This window comes from Mycobacteriales bacterium, assembly GCA_035690485.1.
Classification (GTDB): Bacteria; Actinomycetota; Actinomycetes; order JAFAQI01; family DASSKL01; genus DASSKL01.
The window spans coordinates 31503-47280 of the sequence record DASSKL010000038.1 but is presented as its reverse complement, the minus strand read 5'-3'; the positions used below and the strand labels follow the sequence as shown (position 1 = coordinate 47280).

16 protein-coding genes are annotated in these 15778 nt (G+C 73.1%); 4 read left to right on the top strand and 12 right to left on the bottom strand.

Annotated elements, in window-relative coordinates:
- Positions 1 to 220: hypothetical protein (locus VFJ21_05125; GenBank protein ID HET7406506.1), on the top strand; the 220-nt coding region annotated here is incomplete at its 5' end.
- A 1-nt stretch (position 221) separates the two neighbouring features.
- Here VFJ21_05125 and VFJ21_05120 read toward each other — a convergent pair.
- Genes VFJ21_05120 through hrcA form a run of 3 tightly spaced genes read right to left on the bottom strand, consistent with a single transcriptional unit; the run spans position 222 to position 3133 of the window.
- A complete protein-coding gene (locus VFJ21_05120) occupies positions 222 to 935 on the bottom strand; it encodes a 16S rRNA (uracil(1498)-N(3))-methyltransferase (GenBank protein ID HET7406505.1) in 714 nt (237 codons plus the stop codon).
- Positions 936 to 947: 12 nt separating this feature from the next.
- Complete coding sequence (dnaJ, locus tag VFJ21_05115; GenBank protein HET7406504.1) at positions 948 to 2081, bottom strand: molecular chaperone DnaJ; 1134 nt, start codon at positions 2079 to 2081, stop codon at positions 948 to 950.
- Positions 2082 to 2104: 23 nt separating this feature from the next.
- The gene (gene hrcA / locus VFJ21_05110; GenBank protein HET7406503.1) at positions 2105 to 3133 is read right to left on the bottom strand and encodes a heat-inducible transcriptional repressor HrcA; all 1029 of its coding nucleotides are present in this window, start codon (positions 3131 to 3133) and stop codon (positions 2105 to 2107) included.
- 84 nt (positions 3134 to 3217) lie between these two features.
- Here hrcA and VFJ21_05105 point away from each other — a divergent pair, with 84 nt between their 5' ends.
- On the top strand, positions 3218 to 4153 hold the full coding sequence (locus VFJ21_05105; protein HET7406502.1) for an alpha/beta hydrolase: 936 nt from the start codon (positions 3218 to 3220) through the stop codon (positions 4151 to 4153).
- Positions 4154 to 4232: 79 nt separating this feature from the next.
- Here VFJ21_05105 and VFJ21_05100 read toward each other — a convergent pair whose 3' ends face one another.
- The 4 genes from VFJ21_05100 to lepA all read right to left on the bottom strand — a co-directional run bounded on the left by VFJ21_05100 (position 4233) and on the right by lepA (position 9232).
- Positions 4233 to 5378, bottom strand: coding sequence for a hypothetical protein (locus tag VFJ21_05100; GenBank protein ID HET7406501.1), 1146 nt, complete (start codon positions 5376 to 5378; stop codon positions 4233 to 4235).
- Positions 5379 to 5727: 349 nt separating this feature from the next.
- Positions 5728 to 6948: a radical SAM family heme chaperone HemW gene (hemW, locus tag VFJ21_05095; GenBank protein HET7406500.1), complete on the bottom strand. Its 1221-nt coding sequence runs from the start codon at positions 6946 to 6948 to the stop codon at positions 5728 to 5730.
- Positions 6949 to 6962: 14 nt separating this feature from the next.
- The gene (locus VFJ21_05090; protein ID HET7406499.1) at positions 6963 to 7403 is read right to left on the bottom strand and encodes a cytidine deaminase; all 441 of its coding nucleotides are present in this window, start codon (positions 7401 to 7403) and stop codon (positions 6963 to 6965) included.
- Positions 7400 to 9232 (bottom strand): translation elongation factor 4, encoded by a 1833-nt coding sequence (gene lepA / locus VFJ21_05085; GenBank protein ID HET7406498.1) that lies wholly within the window; start codon positions 9230 to 9232, stop codon positions 7400 to 7402. Before lepA ends, VFJ21_05090 begins: the two co-directional genes overlap by 4 nt.
- 73 nt (positions 9233 to 9305) lie before the next feature.
- Between lepA and VFJ21_05080 the strand changes: the two genes are divergently transcribed.
- Both VFJ21_05080 and rpsT read left to right on the top strand, forming a co-directional pair.
- Positions 9306 to 10262: a hypothetical protein gene (locus VFJ21_05080; GenBank protein ID HET7406497.1), complete on the top strand. Its 957-nt coding sequence runs from the start codon at positions 9306 to 9308 to the stop codon at positions 10260 to 10262.
- A gap of 101 nt (positions 10263 to 10363) precedes the next feature.
- Positions 10364 to 10624, top strand: coding sequence for a 30S ribosomal protein S20 (rpsT, locus tag VFJ21_05075; protein HET7406496.1), 261 nt, complete (start codon positions 10364 to 10366; stop codon positions 10622 to 10624).
- Here rpsT and VFJ21_05070 read toward each other — a convergent pair.
- The 5 genes from VFJ21_05070 to VFJ21_05050 form a co-directional block, all read right to left on the bottom strand.
- Positions 10621 to 10860 carry a hypothetical protein gene (locus tag VFJ21_05070; protein ID HET7406495.1) on the bottom strand — a complete coding sequence of 80 codons (240 nt, stop codon included), beginning with the start codon at positions 10858 to 10860 and terminating at the stop codon, positions 10621 to 10623. The genes rpsT and VFJ21_05070 overlap by 4 nt on opposite strands.
- A complete protein-coding gene (locus VFJ21_05065) occupies positions 10857 to 11804 on the bottom strand; it encodes a DNA polymerase III subunit delta (protein HET7406494.1) in 948 nt (315 codons plus the stop codon). Before VFJ21_05065 ends, VFJ21_05070 begins: the two co-directional genes overlap by 4 nt.
- Positions 11805 to 11830: 26 nt before the next feature.
- Complete coding sequence (locus VFJ21_05060; protein HET7406493.1) at positions 11831 to 14125, bottom strand: ComEC/Rec2 family competence protein; 2295 nt, start codon at positions 14123 to 14125, stop codon at positions 11831 to 11833.
- Positions 14122 to 14841 carry a ComEA family DNA-binding protein gene (locus VFJ21_05055; protein ID HET7406492.1) on the bottom strand — a complete coding sequence of 240 codons (720 nt, stop codon included), beginning with the start codon at positions 14839 to 14841 and terminating at the stop codon, positions 14122 to 14124. Before VFJ21_05055 ends, VFJ21_05060 begins: the two co-directional genes overlap by 4 nt.
- Before the next feature lie 66 nt (positions 14842 to 14907).
- Positions 14908 to 15777, bottom strand: coding sequence for a DegV family protein (locus VFJ21_05050; protein HET7406491.1), 870 nt, complete (start codon positions 15775 to 15777; stop codon positions 14908 to 14910).
- Between the last annotated feature and the right edge of the window lies 1 nt (position 15778).

Below are 15778 nucleotides of genomic sequence, written 5' to 3'. Positions count from 1 at the left end.
GACGTTGCTGGTCGCCGCGCAGAACGGCGAGGGCATCAGCGTCGCGTCCTGCACGCCGACGAGCTTCACGCCCGTGTTCGCGATCCCGGGCACGCCGAGCGTGACCGGGATGGACGCCACCAACGGAGCGGTCATCATCGGCACCGGCACCGGCGACGTGGAGATCGTCACCGGGCAGACCGTGCAGCTGCGGGCAGTCGGTCAGTCCCCCAGCTGGTAGGTCAGGCCCAGCGGCCGCTGCGGGCGTTGAGCACCGCAGCGGCCGCGACGCCTGCGGTCGACGTGCGCAGCACCGTCGAACCGAGCCGGCAGGTCTGCGCACCGGCCAGAGAGAACGCCTCGAGCTCCTCATCGGTGATGCCGCCCTCGGGCCCCACGACCAGCACGACGTCGCCCGTCGTCGGCGGCAGCAGTGAGACCAGCGGCTCGGCCGCCCCCTCGTGCAGCACGACACCCAGCGCGGCACCGGCCAGCAGCTCGCGGACGTGTGCCGTCGAGGCCGGCGGCGACACCTGCGGGAACCACGCCCGCCGCGACTGCTTTCCCGCCTCGCGGGCGACCGACGTCCACCGGTCGCGCTTCCAGCGGGCCACCGACCGCGCCGCCTCCCAAGGCACGAACGCGTCTACGCCTACCTCGGTCATCGCTTCGACGGCATCCTCGTCCCGGCCGCCCTTGGCCAGTGCCTGCACCACGACCAACCGCGGTTGAGGCGCCGGCACGCACCGGCGCCGGACGACCCGGCAGGTCAGCGCATCACGGCCGGCCTCGACCACGACGCACTCGGCGACTTCACCCGCCCCGTCGGCCAGGTCGAGTCGCTCTCCCGGCCGCAGCCGGCGTACGGCGGAGGCGTGGTGCCCCTCGGCGCCGTCGAGCAGCACGGTGTCACCGACGTCGCCCAGCGCGGCCGACCAGAAAACCGGCGGCGTCATGTCAGGGTCCGCTCAGCGGAAGGCGTCGCGCAGCTTGGAGAACAGGCCGCCCTCGTTGCTGGTCACGATGGCCTCCGGCTGCTCCTCACCGCGCACCCGGGCCAGGGTGCGCAGCAGCTCCTCCTGCTCGGCGTCGAGCCTGGTCGGCACCGCCACGTCGATGTGGGCGTGCAGGTCGCCGCGGCTGCCGTTGCGCGACAGCCGCGTGACCCCGCGCCCGCGCAACGTCAGCACCGTGCCGGGTTGGGTGCCCGGTCGGATGTCGAGGCTCTCCTCGCCGTCGAGGGTCTCGAGCTTGACCTGGGTGCCCAGCGCCGCGGCGGTCATGGGCAACGTGAGCGTGCAGTGCAGGTCGTCGCCCTCACGGGTGAAGACGGGGTGCTGGCGCTCACGGATCTCGACGTACAGGTCGCCGGGCGGGCCGCCCCCGGACCCGACCTCGCCCTCGCCGGACAGCCGCAGCCGCATGCCGTTGTCGACACCGGCCGGCACCTTGACGGTCAGCGTGCGCCGGCTGCGCACGCGCCCGTCGGCCGCGCACTCCGGGCACGGGTGCGAGATGCGCTGCCCGGTGCCGCCGCAGTCGTAGCAGGGGCGGGTCGTGACGACCTGGCCGAGGAACGACCGCTGCACCTGCTGGATGTCACCGCGCCCGTGGCAGGTCCGGCACGTCTCCGGGTGGGTGCCCGGCGCGGTGCCGGCGCCGCTGCAGGTGGGACACAGGACGGCGGTGTCGACGGTGATCTCGCGGCTGGTGCCGAACGCCGTCTCCGCCAGGTCGAGATCGATGCGGATCAGCGCGTCGGCGCCGGGCCGCACCCGCGAACGCGGGCCGCGCTGACCGGTGGCCGTGCCGAAGAACGCGTCCATGATGTCGCCGAGGCCGCCGAAGCCCTGGAAACCGCCGGCGCCCGCACCGCCGGAGGGGCCGAGCGGATCGCCCCCGAGGTCGTAGATCTCCCGCTTCTGCGGATCGGACAGCACGTCGTAGGCCGCGCTGATCTCCTTGAACCGCTCCGCCGCGTCGTCCGACGAGTTGACGTCGGGGTGGTGCTGCCGCGCAAGCTTCCGGTAGGCCTTCTTCACCTCGTCGGGGGACGCGGTGCGGCTCACACCGAGGATCGCGTAGTAGTCGGGACGCGGCATCAGACCTCTGATCGGATAGTGGTTCAGCCCTCGGCCAGGATCTGGCCGACGTAACGGGCGACGGCTCGGACCGCACCCATGGTGCCCGGGTAGTCCATGCGGGTCGGGCCGAGCACCCCCAACCCCGCCAGTGCCCGCTCCCCGCTGCCGTATGCCGTCGACACCACCGCCGCCGAGCGCAGCCCCTCGTAGGCGTTCTCCCCGCCGATGCTCACGTTGATGGCCGACGGGTCGGTGGCCTCACCGAGCAGACGCAGCAGCACGACGTTCTCCTCGAGCGCCTCGAGGACGGGACGCAGCGAGTCGGCGAAGTCGGTCACCGAGCGAGTCAGGTTGGCGGTGCCGGCGAGGACGACCCGCTCCTCCGGCTTCTCCACGAGGGTCTCGAGGATGACCGACGAGACGGCGGCGTAGACGGCCTGCAGCTCCGCGGGACACGCGTCGGGCAGGTCGGCCAGCCGCGGTGGCGCCTCGGTGAGCAGGCTGCCGGCAACCCGGCTGTTGACCGCCGTGCGCAGGTCGTGCAGCTCGTCGGCGCTCAGCGCGGCCGGCAGGTCGACCATGCGCTGCTCCACCCGACCGGTGTCGGTGATGAGCACCAGCAGCAGCCGCGTCGACGACAGCGACACCACCTCGACGTGGCGCACCGAGGACCGCGACAGCGAGGGGTACTGCACGACCGCAACCTGGCGGGTCAGCTGGGCGAGCAGGCGCACGGTGCGGCGTACGACGTCGTCGAGGTCGACGGCCCCGTCGAGGAAGCGCTCGATCGCCCGGCGCTCGGCGTGCGACAGGGGCTTGACCGTGGACAGCCGGTCGACGAACAGCCGGTAGCCCTTGTCGGTGGGGATCCGCCCCGCGCTGGTGTGCGGCTGCGCGATGTAGCCCTCGTCCTCGAGGGCGGCCATGTCGTTACGGATCGTTGCCGGCGAGACTCCGAGGCTGTGCCGCTCGACCAGTGCCTTGGAACCGACCGGCTCCTGCGTCGAGACGTAGTCCTCGACGATGGCACGGAGGACGTCGAGCTTGCGATCGTCGAGCACGGCGTCCACCTCCTGGCACTCTCTCTACCAGAGTGCCAGTGTAGCGGCGCGGGGCGATATCGTCCCGGGACCGCACCGGCAAGGGAGGACCTGATGGTCGACGTAGCGCACCGGTTCGTCGAGACCAACGGCATCCGGATGCACGTTGCCGAACGCGGCGAAGGACCGCTCGTGCTGCTGCTGCACGGCTGGCCGGAGTCGTGGTACTCCTGGCGCCACCAGATCGCCGCCCTCGCCGACGCCGGCTACCACGTGGTGGCGCCCGACCAGCGGGGCTACGGGCAGACCGACAAGCCGGAACGCATCGACGACTACACGATTCACCACCTCGTCGGTGACGTCGTCGGCCTGATCCACGCGCTGGGCGAGAGCTCGGCCGTGGTCGTCGGTCACGACTGGGGCGCACCCGTCGCCTGGCAGACCGCCCTGATGCGGCCCGACCTGGTCCGCGGCGTGGTCGGGTTGTCGGTGCCTTACACCCCGCGCGGCTCGACTGCCCCGCTGGAGTCGATCCGGGCGCAGACCGGCGACGGCTTCTACCAGATCTACTTCCAGGAGCCGGGTGTCGCGGAGAAGGAGTTCGAGGCCGACGTCGACACGACGTTGCGGATGGTGCTGTACGGCGGGGCCAACCCGGTCGTCCCCGCGGGAGGCGGCTTCCTGCGCAAGGCCGACGTGCCGCCGCAGCTGCCCGACTGGCTGACCGAGGACGACATCGCCTTCTACGTCGGGGAGTTCAGCCGCACCGGCTTCACCGGCGGCCTCAACTGGTACCGCAACATCGACCGCAACTGGGCCCTGACCGGGGCGTGGAAGGGCGCGGTCGTGCAGCCGCCGGCGCTGTACTGCGCGGGCGACAAGGACGTCGTAGTCGCCTTTCCCGGCATGAAGAACGTCATCGACAACCTGCAGCTGTTCGTGCCGAACCTGCGGGAGACGCTGGTGTTCGACGGCTGCGGTCACTGGACGCAGCAGGAGCGAGCCCGCGAGGTCAACGCCGCGCTGCTGCGGTTCCTCGCCGGCCTGTAAGACCGCGCCGGCGGACGCAGAACGGGCCCGCGACCCGAAGGTCACGGACCCGTCCTTACGGTCTAGCTGCCGGTTGAGATCAGCCCTGCGTGCGGCGGCGACGGCCCAGGCTCAGGGCCACCATGCCGCCCGCGGCAAGCGCGCCGCCCAGGGCGGCCAGCTCACCGGCGTTGAGGCCGGTGAACGGCAGGCCGCTGCCGGCCACCGTCTTGTTGCCCTCGACCGAGGTGCCACCGTTGCTGCCGGCGCCGACCCCCTCACCGCTCACGGCCGGCGTGACCGCCGCGACCGTGTTGGCCTGGCTGGTCGTGCCGCTGACCGTGGCGTCGGGCAGCTGGCTCGGCACGAAGTCGACCGTGCCTACCGCCGAGGAGGCCAGCTGGCCGGCAGTGCCGCCGGTCGCCGTCAGGCAGTTGATGGTGAGCAGCGACGGGATCGGGATCTGGCACGCGCCGTTGACCTGGTCGCTGCTGCCGATCTCGTTGCCGTTGATCGAGGCGAGGTAGGAGCTCCCCTTCTTGTCGGAGGAGGTCTCCGCGTGCAGCAGGTCCACCGTGAGAGCCGGCGGCTGACCGGTCTGGCCGACCTGCAGCAGCACGCCGTCGCTCACCGAACTGGACGTCGCCTCGGCCGGGCTGTAGGCGGCCTTCGACTCCGAACCGAACAGCAGCAGGTCGACGAAGCCGGGCGCCTGCCCGCCACCGAGAACGACGTGCGCCAGCGATGCGGTGGCGTCGGCGCTGCTCGAGTCGCCGGTCTGCGTGGCCGACGCGGTCCACGGCGCGATCTGGATCAGGCCGAGCGGCGCGAGCGGCGTGGTGCTCGAGTCGAAGAGCGAACCACTGCCCTGCTTGCCGCCGCTCGTGGCGGTGCCGCCCGAGACGACCTGGCCGCCGAGCTCGATCGCGTTGCCGGTGGCGCTGGAGCCATTGGGGCCGGCGCCGGCCTTGGTGTGGCCGATCGAGACGATGCCGGCCACGTCGAGCGGCTTGGCCTCGGAGCTCGCGGGCGGCGCCGGCGTGGTCGTGTTCTGCGTGGTCTGCTGGCTCGTGGTGCTGCTGGGCGCGGTGCTGCCCGTGGAGCCGGCCGGCTGGACCGCCTGCTGGAGCGAATTGGTCGGCGACGTCGGCGCTGCGGGGGCGGTGCCCCCGACGGCAGCCAGTGCCGCCGACGCCGGCCCGATGATGAGCGGGGCCGACATGGCCAGGATCACTGCTTTCCTCATGCTGGGGTCTCCTCCCTCGTCGAGACAGGATCGAGCGCGTGGCCTAGTCGGCGGGGGACGAGGACCTCACAACCGGCTGGTCGATCGGTAGCCTGCGCTGCCATCACGTTGCGCTGCGATCCGCTCTTCAATTATCCGATTTCTCCCGAACTACACACCCCGGCCGCGATCTTTCGTCACGATCCGTGGTGCTCTGGGTCACACCTGTGCGCCTGGGGCGCTGCCTCGCCTCGTTCACCCTGGTATTTCGACGGTCACCCCGCCGATTCCTGCTGCTCTCAGTAACCGATTCGGCGGCAAAAGGTCGCGGGTGCCGGTCAAAAAGAGTTACTGGGGCGGGGCAAAGCGGTCAGTCGAGGAGGTCACGGGCAACGGCGTCACCCAGCAGCCGCCCACGCAGCGTGAGCGCTGCTCGGCCTTCGGCGTACGACGCCGGATCCAGCAGCCCCTCGCCCGCCGCGCGCTCCGCCGCCCGCCGCCCCGACGCGGTCAGCTCCGAGAGGGACACGCCCTCGACCAGGCGGACGCCGAGCAGCACGCGTTCCCAGCGCCGGGTCTCGTCGTCCAGCAGCTCCCTGGCGTGCGCCGGGCTGCGGCCGGCGGCGAGGCGCTCGGCGTAGGCCGACGGGTGCTTGACGTTCCACCAGCGGACACCCGCGACGTGGCTGTGCGCTCCGGGTCCGATCCCCCACCAGTCGTGGGAGCACCAGTAGGCCAGGTTGTGCCGCGACCTCGCCGCAGGCGTGCGGGCCCAGTTGGAGATCTCGTACCAGCGCAGTCCCGCGGAGCTGAGGACCTCGTCGGCGAGGAGATAGCGATCGGCCAGCACGTCGTCGTCCGGCGCCGGCAGCCGGCCGCGGCGGACATCGGCGGCGAGGCGCGTGCCGTCCTCGACGATCAGGGCGTACGCCGACACGTGATCCACCTCACAGCCCAGTGCCGCGTCGAGGCTCGCGCGCCAGTCGTCGTCGCTCTCCCCCGGCGTGCCGTAGATGAGGTCCAGGCTCACCTGGGCGAAACCGGCGGCCCGGGCGTCGGCGACGCACTGCTGCGGGCGACCCGGCGTGTGCCGGCGGTCCAGGGTCGCGAGCACGTGCGCGCGCGCCGACTGCATGCCGAGGCTGAGCCGGTTCGCGCCGGCCGCCCGCAGGTCGGCGAGGTAGCGCGCATCGACCGACTCCGGGTTGGCCTCCACCGTCACCTCTGCGTCGGCGGCGAGCCCGAACTCGTCAGCGACCGCACGCAACAGCCGGCCGATGTCTGCGGGCGCGAGCAGCGTCGGCGTACCGCCGCCGAAGAACACCGTCCGGGCAGGCATTTCCGCCGCACCGAGCGCGCGGCGCGCCAGGCGGATCTCGGCGACCGCGATGTCGGCGTAGGTGTCGGTCGAGACGCCACCGCCGAGCTCCGCGGCCGTGTAGGTGTTGAAGTCGCAGTAGCCGCACCGGGTCGCGCAGAAGGGCACGTGCACGTAGACGCCGAACGGCTGGCGGCCGGCCGCCGCGAGCGCGGCGTCGGGGAGCGCGCCGTCCAGTGGCGCCGGCTCGCCGTCGGGCAACGTCGAAGGCACCCGTCCAGTGTCGGTCAGGTGGCCGAGGGCGGGGCGACCGCGGCGGCGCCCGCGTCGCGGCGGTACTTCACCGGCAGCAGGTCCTTCGCGGTGGCCCGGGCGATGCCGCCGTCGCCGTCGGGCAGCAGCACGACGATGTCGGGCGCGTAGTCGGTGAGCATCTCCCGGCACATGCCGCAGGGCGAGACGATCTGGATGGTCTGGTCGGGCTCGTGCGGCTTGGGGTGGCGGACCGCGACGATGGCCTCGTAGTCGCGTTCCCCCGCGGCCACCGCCATGCCCAGCGCGATGGCCTCCGCGCACACCGAGACCCGGCCGACGTTGGCGTCGAGATGGATCGCGGTGAAGACCCGCCCGCTCGTCGTACGCAGGGCAGCGGCGACCGAGTGCCAGCCGGCCACGAACCGTTCGCGGGCGAGCTCGCGGGCCGCCTCGACGAGGTCGCTCTCGCTCACTGGTTGGCAGGCGTCGTCGACAGGGCGGCGATGAAGGCCTCCTGCGGCACCTCGACCCGGCCGACCATCTTCATCCGCTTCTTGCCTTCCTTCTGCTTCTCCAGCAGCTTGCGCTTGCGGGTGATGTCACCGCCGTAGCACTTGGCGAGCACGTCCTTGCGGATCGCGCGGATGTTCTCGCGGGCGATGACCCGGCTGCCGATCGCGGCCTGGATCGGCACCTCGAACTGCTGCCGCGGGATCAGCTCGCGCAGCCGCTGCGTCATCGCCACCCCGTAGGCATAAGCCTTGTCCTTGTGCACGATCGCGCTGAACGCGTCGACCGGCTCGCCCTGCAGCAGTATGTCGACCTTCACGAGGTCGGCGCTCTGCTCGCCGACCGGCTCGTAGTCGAGGCTCGCGTAGCCGCGGGTGCGGCTCTTCAGCTGGTCGAAGAAGTCGAAGATGATCTCGGCGAGCGGCAGCGTGTAGCGCAGCTCGACCCGATCCTCGGACAGGTAGTCCATGCCCTCGAGGTTGCCGCGCCGCGACTGGCAGAGCTCCATGATCGCGCCGATGTAGTCGGACGGCGCGAGGATCGTCGCCCTGACGATCGGCTCCTGCACCTCGGCGATCTTCCCCTCGGGCCAGTCGCTGGGGTTGGTCACCCGCTCGACCGTGCCGTCCTCGAGCGTCACGCGGTAGACGACGTTGGGCGCGGTGGAGATCAGGGCGAGGTCGAACTCCCGCTCCAGCCGCTCCCGCACGATCTCCATGTGCAGCAGCCCGAGGAACCCGCAGCGGAAGCCGAATCCCAGCGCAGCGGACGTCTCGGGCTCGTAGGCCAGCGCCGCGTCGTTGAGCCGCAGCTTGTCCAGCGCGTCGCGCAGCGCGGGGTAGTCGCTGCCGTCCAGCGGATAGAGGCCCGAGAACACCATCGGCCGTGGCTCGCGATAACCGGCCAGCGCCTGCTTCGCCGGCTTCGACGCGCCGGTCATCGTGTCGCCGACCTTGGCCTGCCGGACGTCCTTGACCCCGGAGATGACGTAGCCGACCTCGCCGACGCCGAGCGCGTCGACGGCCATCGGCTCGGGTGAGATGACGCCGACTTCGAGCGTCTCGTGGGTCGCGCCCGTCGACATCATCAGCACCCGGTCGCGGGTGGTCAGCCGGCCGTCGACGACGCGGACGTAGGTGATGACGCCCCGGTAGGAGTCGTAGACCGAGTCGAAGATCATCGCCCGGGCGGGCGCGTCGGGCCGGCCCTGCGGCGGGGGCACCTGCGCGACGATCACGTCCAGGAGCTCACGCACGCCCTCGCCGGTCTTGGCGCTGACCCGCAGCACCTCGGAGGGGTCGCAGCCGATGATGTGCGCGAGCTCCGCGGCGTACTTCTCCGGCTGCGCCGCAGGCAGGTCGATCTTGTTGAGCACCGGGATCAGGTGCAGGTCGTTGCCGAGCGCCAGGTAGAGGTTGGCCAGCGTCTGCGCCTCGATGCCCTGGGCGGCGTCGACGAGCAGCACCGCGCCCTCGCAGGCCGCCAGGCTGCGTGACACCTCGTAGGTGAAGTCGACGTGACCCGGGGTGTCGATGAGGTTGAGCACGTGCCGGGTGCCGCTGCTCGTCCACGGCAGCCGCACGGCCTGGGCCTTGATGGTGATGCCGCGCTCGCGCTCGATGTCCATGCGGTCGAGGTACTGCGCCCGCATGCTGCGCTCGTCGACGAGCCCGGTCACCTCGAGCATCCGGTCGGCGAGCGTCGACTTGCCGTGGTCGATGTGCGCGATGATGCAGAAGTTGCGAATCAGCGCCGGGTCGGTGCGGCTGGGCTCGACGGGTGCGTTGGGCATGACCCGCCCATGGTCCCACGCGGTTCGGGCAATCCGGTTGCCGCTGATCGTCGTGATCGCCGATGCTCGACGGATGGTGTCGACAGTCGGACCACCCGGTGAGGGCGTGCGCACGCCCTACTCCGCGCTGCCGCCGGTGGTCCACGACTGGGTCGACGAGCTGCTCGGGTCACCGGTGGTGTCGGCCGGCACGCGGGCCGGCGGGTTCTCCCCCGGCGTCGCCGCGGTGGTGGCGTGCGCGGACGGCCGGACGGCGTTCGTCAAGGCGGTGTCGGGCGACGCGAACCCGGTCAGCCCGGAGATGCATCGCCGCGAGGCGTTGGCCGCCGCCGCGCTGCCGGCGTCGGTGCCCGCGCCACGCCTGCTCGGCGTCTACGACGACGGGACCTGGGTCGCCCTCGCCTTCGAGGCGGTCGCCGGCGAGCAGCCGCGCCTGCCGTGGTCAGCGGGTGACCTGGACCGGGTGCTCCGGATGCTGGCCCGGCTGACTGACGACCTGACCCCGTCGCCGTGGCGGCAGGCTCCGGAGCTGGCAGAGCGGATGGGCCGGGCGTTCAGCGGCTGGCGGCGGTTGGCCGCAGGCGGCGTACCCGCCGGTCTCGACGACTGGTCGCGCCGCCATCTCGACGCGCTCGCCGAGCTGGAGGCGGGCTGGGAGGCAGCTGCGGCCGGCACCACGCTGCTGCACCACGACGTCCGCGCCGACAACCTGCTGCTCGACGGCGAGCGGGTGTGGCTGGTCGACTGGCCGGCCGCATCGGTCGGGGCTGCCTGGATCGACGTGGCACTGTTCGCGCCGAGCGTCGCGATGCAGGGTGGCCCGCCGCCGGAGGAGCTGCTCGGGCGCAGTGCGGCGGCCCGGACCGCCGATCCGGCGGCGATCACGGCTTACGTCGCGGCGATCGCGGGCTATCTGACCCGGCAGTCGTTGCTGCCGGCGCCTGCCGGTCTGCCGACCGTGCGAGCATTTCAAGCGGCGCAGGCCGAGATCACGAGGGCGTGGTTGGCGGAGCGCACCGGCTGGCGGTGACCTTGGTCGCCCGGCCCGGCCGCTGATATCCTCGTCGCGGTGTCGTGCGCATCGTGCACGCTGTGCTTTCCACTCATCCGACGAATACCGAGGGTTTCCGCGTGGCCAACATCAAGTCGCAGATCAAGCGCAACCGGCAGAACGAGCAGCGCCGGCAGCGCAACAAGGCCGTGAAGTCCGAGGTCAAGACCTACGTCCGCCGGTTCCACGAGGCCGCCGATGCCGGCGACAGCGCCACGGCGACCGAGCGCCTGAAGACGGCCGTCCGCGAGCTCGACAAGGCCGCGAGCAAGGGCGTCATCCACAAGAATCAAGCCGCCAACCGCAAGTCGGCGCTCGCCAAGCGCGCCGCGTCGCTCTAGCTCTCCCCACCACCCTGCCGCGCCGGCAGGAGTGCGGCCAGCAGGTCGTGTCCCTTGACGACGACCGCGACGGTGAACGGCAGCACGACGACGGCCCATCCGCTCGCCGCGCCGGACAGCGCCAGCACGACACCCGCGGCGAACGACCCCTCGACGAGCATCAACCGCTGCCACGAGTTGGGTCGCACGCGGCGCAGCCGTAGGACCCGCCAGTACATCGGCGGCTTCTGACTCATCCGCGACCCCGTGCGCCGGCGACGGTGAGCACCAGCCGCTCCAGCGCGTAGGCCGGATCCGCGGCGCCGCCCTTGACCGCCGCGTCGGCGTCGGCGACCGCGCGCACCGCGGTGGCTAGCCCCTCGGGCCGCCAACCGCGGGCCCAACCCTGCGCCTTGCGCACCTTCCACGGAGCGGCGCCGAGGCTCGAGGCGAGGCTCTGCGGTGAGGCGCGGCCGGCGGCGGCAACGCCCGCGACCAGCCGGAGGTTGGCCGCGAGGGAACTGGTCACGAGCACCGGAGCCATGCCCACCCCGAGCCCCCAGCGCAGCGTCTCCAGCGCGCCGACCGCGTCGCCCTCGACGGCCTTGTCGGCGACGACGAAGCCGGTCGCCTCGGCCCGGCCGCGGTGGTAGCGGGCCACCACGTCGACGTCGACGGTGCCACCGCAGTCGGCGACCAGCTGGGCGGCCGCACTCGCGAGCTCGCGCAGCTCGGTGCCGACCGCAGCGACGAGCTCGGCGGCGGCTTCGTGGCTGATCGACCCGCCGGCTGCCTCCACCTCGGCGACGACGAAGCGCTCGCGTTCCTCCGGCCAGCGCAGCTTCGCCACCTCGACGGTCGCGGCGCCGCTCCCGCGCAGCGCGTCGACGAAGGCCTTGTTGCGGCTGCCGCCGGGGTGTACGACCACCAGGGCCACCTCGTCGCTGGGGTCCCCGGCGTAGGCGGTGAGGGCGGCGCAGGCGTCCTTGCCCAGCTCGTGGGTGGAACGGATGACCACGACCCGCGGACCGCCGAACAGCGACGGAGACAGCAGCTCGGCCAGCGAACCCGGCTCCACGTCGCTCGCGGCGAGGTCACTGACCTCGGCATCGGGACCGGCGGCGGCGATGCGGGCGGCGACGGCGCGGCCGGCGAGGAACTCCTCGTCGCCGGTGATCAGCGTCACCGCGGGCTCTGCCACGCGGGCAAGGATCGCACGCACCACCGTCAGCCGCGGGCCACGACCACCAACCTCCCGTCGCGGCGGCAGACCGCGACGTCGCCGTCGCGGTCTGTCCGGTAGACGCGTGCCCCGTCGCGGCGCAGCCGGTCCAGCGTGGCCGGGGCGGGATGCCCGTACGGGTTGTCGGTACCGACCGAGGCGACCGCGACCGTTGCACGGACCGAGTCGAGGAACGCCGGATCCTGGTGCGACGATCCGTGGTGCGGGATCTTCAGGACGTCGGCCTGCAGGCCGGCCGCGTGGTCCAGCAGCGCCTGCTGCGCCTCGGGTTCGACGTCACCGGTGAGCAGCAGGGTGATGCCCCGGGTCTCCACACGCAGCACGAGCGAGTCGTTGTTCGGATCCGAGGTCGTGCCGTGCAGGACGACCAGCGGTGCGATGACCTGCCACTCGAGGTCACCGGCGCGACGGCGTTCGCCCGACTGCGCGACGTGGATCGGCACGCGCGCACGGGCGGCCCACCCGAGCACCCGGCGACGCTCGTCGACCGGCGCGTCGAGCGGGCCGACTTCGATCTCACCGACCGCGCGGTGGCGCAGCACCCCGGGCAGCCCCTCGACGTGGTCGGCGTGGAAATGGCTGAGCAGGACGAGCGGAACCCGGCGTACGCCGAGGTCGCGCAGGCACCGGTCGACCGCCCGCGGATCGGGTCCCGCATCGACGACGACGGCCGTACCCGGAGCCACCCGCAGCACGAGCGCGTCACCCTGCCCGACCGCGCAGGCGACGAACAGCCACCCGGAGGGCGGCCAGCCGGGCACGAGGGCATGCAGGCCGACGACCGCCACGACGACACCGGCGAGGCCGGCGCTCCCCCAGCGACGGGGCGCCCGCCGCCGGACGACCACGACGGCGGCGACGAGCACCACCGCCAGCGCGGCACCCCCGGTCAAGCCGGCCGGCCACGGGAACGTCGCATGTGGAGCGGCCGCCGACTCGTGCGCGACGACGACCAGCCATCGCGTGGGCCACCCCGCGACCCAGGCGAGCGCCTGCGCCGCCGGCATCAGAACGGGTGCGATGACGGCTGCGGCGACGCCGAGGACGGTGGCCGGTGCCACCGCGGGCGCGGCCAGCAGGTTGGCCGGCACCGCGACGAGGCTGACGTCGCCGCCGATCGCCGCGATCACCGGGGCGCAGAAGACCTGCGCGGCCGCGGCGATCGCGACCGGCTCCGCCAGCCAGCGCGGCAGCCACCGGTCGAGCACAGCAGCCCAGCGGGGCGCGACAACGAGCAGCGCACCGGTGGCGAGCACCGACAGCGCGAGGCCCGGCGAGCGGGCCAGCGAGGGACTGATGAGAAGCAGCGCGAGCACCGCTGCGCCCAGGGCCGCCAACGAGACGCCGCGGCGACCACCGAGCATGCCGACGATGACCACGGTGCCCATGGCGGCCGCCCGCACCACGCTGGGCGACGGCCGGGCGAGGACCACGAAGCCGGCAAGGGCGACCAGACCCACGACCGGTGCGACGCGGGCGGGCACCCGCAGCCGGCGTGCGAGGCCGAGGACTACCGCGAGGACGATCGCGACGTTGGCACCGGACACGGCGGTCAAGTGCGTCAGGCCCGCCGTGCGGAAGTCGTCGACCAGCCCGGACGGCATCCCGGAGACGTCGCCGTCGACCAGGCCCGGCAGCAGCCCCCGCGGCTCGGCCGGCAGCACGCCCGCGGCGGCCCGCAGCCCGGCGCGGACACTGCCGGCGGCGGACTGCACCGCCGACGGGGACATCACGCGGTCGGGCGGGCCGTCGGCGAGGACGACCGCCGTGAGGTCGCCGGCGCGATCCGGCGGTGCCACGCGCCCCTGCACCCGCAGCCGCTGGCTGGGCAGGAGCGTGCGCCAGCCGTCGCCGCGACCGATGACCAGCACCGGACTGCGGATGCGCACCGTGCGGCCGCCGGCCTCGACCCGCTCGGCGGTCGCAGGCACAGTGACCGACCGCGAGAACAGCGTCGAGCCCGACACCCGGCCGGCATGAACCACCGGGTCGCCGGTGATCCGGAGGTCGAGGGTGACGACAGCACCTCGACCAGCGAGCCCCGGCAGTGGCCCGGCCGCGACCTGACCGGCGTGCAGCGCGGTGACGAACGCCACGGCCGCCGCGGCCACCACCGTCGCGGCGATCGCCGGGCGACGGGCCGTGAGGAGTGCGACGAGGCCGAGCACTCCGGCCACTCCCAGACCGGCACGCGCCGGCGCGCCCAGCAGCGCCGCGCCGGCCGCCCAGCCGGCTGCGGCCGGCAGGACGAGGCGAAGGTCGGCCGGGCCGCCGGTCACACGGTGACCTTCGACTTGAGATCGGCGTACTTCGCGGCGCCGATGCCGCTGACCTCGCGCAGCTGCTCGACGCTGCGGAAGCCGCCGTGCGTCTGCCGCCAGTCGACGATGCGCTGGGCCAGCACCGGGCCGACCCCGGGCAACGACTCGAGCTGCTCCGCGGTCGCGCTGTTGAGGTTGACCAGGCCACCGCCGGCGGGCGCGCCGGCGACCGCGCCGGGCGGTGGCACCACCCCCACCAGCACCTGCTCCCCGTCGACGAGCTTGCGCGCGAGGTTCAGCGACGACAGGTCCACGCCGGGCAGCGCTCCGCCGGCCGCCCGCAGCGCGTCACCGACGCGGGAGCCCAGCGGCAACGTGACCACACCGGGATGCGCGACCCTGCCTGCGACGTCGACGACCACCTCGGCGGCAGCGCTGGGAGAGGTGGAGACGAGAGGTTGCCCGGCGGCGACCCGGCTCGGCACCTCCACCGGCTGCGGGCGGGCGCGCAGGTAGAGAGCCCCGGCAGCGAGTGCAGCGACGACCGCGACGGCGATCAGCGCGAGCAGGCCGTGCCGGCCCGGGTCGATGCGAACGCCCGCCGCCGACTCCTCTGATCGGTGCCCTGCCGACGGTTGCTGCGCTTCACCCGCGGCGAACGCCCGCAGGCGCGCGAGCGCGGCCCGCCGGTCGTCGTCGGAGACCCGGCGCGGCTGGAGGCGGTCGAGCAGCACGCCGACCGACGCTAAAGACGGTGCGTCGTCCGGGCAGCCCCCGGCGGGCCATCTGGGGACGAGCAGTCAGCCCTGTGGATCGGCCGCCCGTGACACGACGACGGCGAGCAGTCCCGGACCGACGTGCGCCCCGATGGCCGCGCCGACCTCGGCGACGTAGAGGTGGCGCAGCCGCGGCACGGCGGACCGGATCCGCTCGACGAGGACGTCCGCGCGCGCCGGAGCGGCGAGGTGGTGCACGGCGACGTCGACGAGGGAGTCACCGGCGCGGTCGACGACGAGCTCCTGCAGGCGGGTGAGGCCGCGACTGGCCGTGCGCACCTTCTCGAGCGGCGCGATCTCCCCTGCGTCGACGTGCAGGATCGGCTTGACCGCGAGCGCCGACCCGAGCATCGCCGCGGCCCTGCCGATACGGCCGCCCCGCCGCAGGTGCTCCAGGGTGTCGACGTAGAACAACGTGTCGGTGCGGGCCGCGGCCGCGGCTGCTTCGCCCGCAACGGTGCCGGCGTCGGCGCCGGAGTCGGCAGCTTCGGCGGCGGCGAGAACGGCGAAGCCGAGGCCCATCGCCGTCGACCGGGAGTCGAGGACCTGGACGGGCAGCGGCGCGTGTGCGGCGGCCATCCGTGCCGCGTCGACGGTGCCGGAGAGCGCGGCTGACAGGTGCACGGACACCGCGGCCTCGTAGCCGGCGGCGGCCAGATCCGCGTAGGCACGGGCGAACTGCTCAGGCGAGGGCCGCGAGGTGCTGACCGGTGCTCGCCGCGAGCGCAGCGCCTCGGCCACGTCGGCCGGGTGCACGTCGAGACCCTCGGCGCCGACGCGCCCCCCGATGACCACCTGCAGGGGGATGACGCGGACGTCGTACTTCTCCGCGATGCCTTCCGGCAGGTAGGCGGTCGAGTCCGTGACGACGGCGACCCGACGCGTCCCGGACATA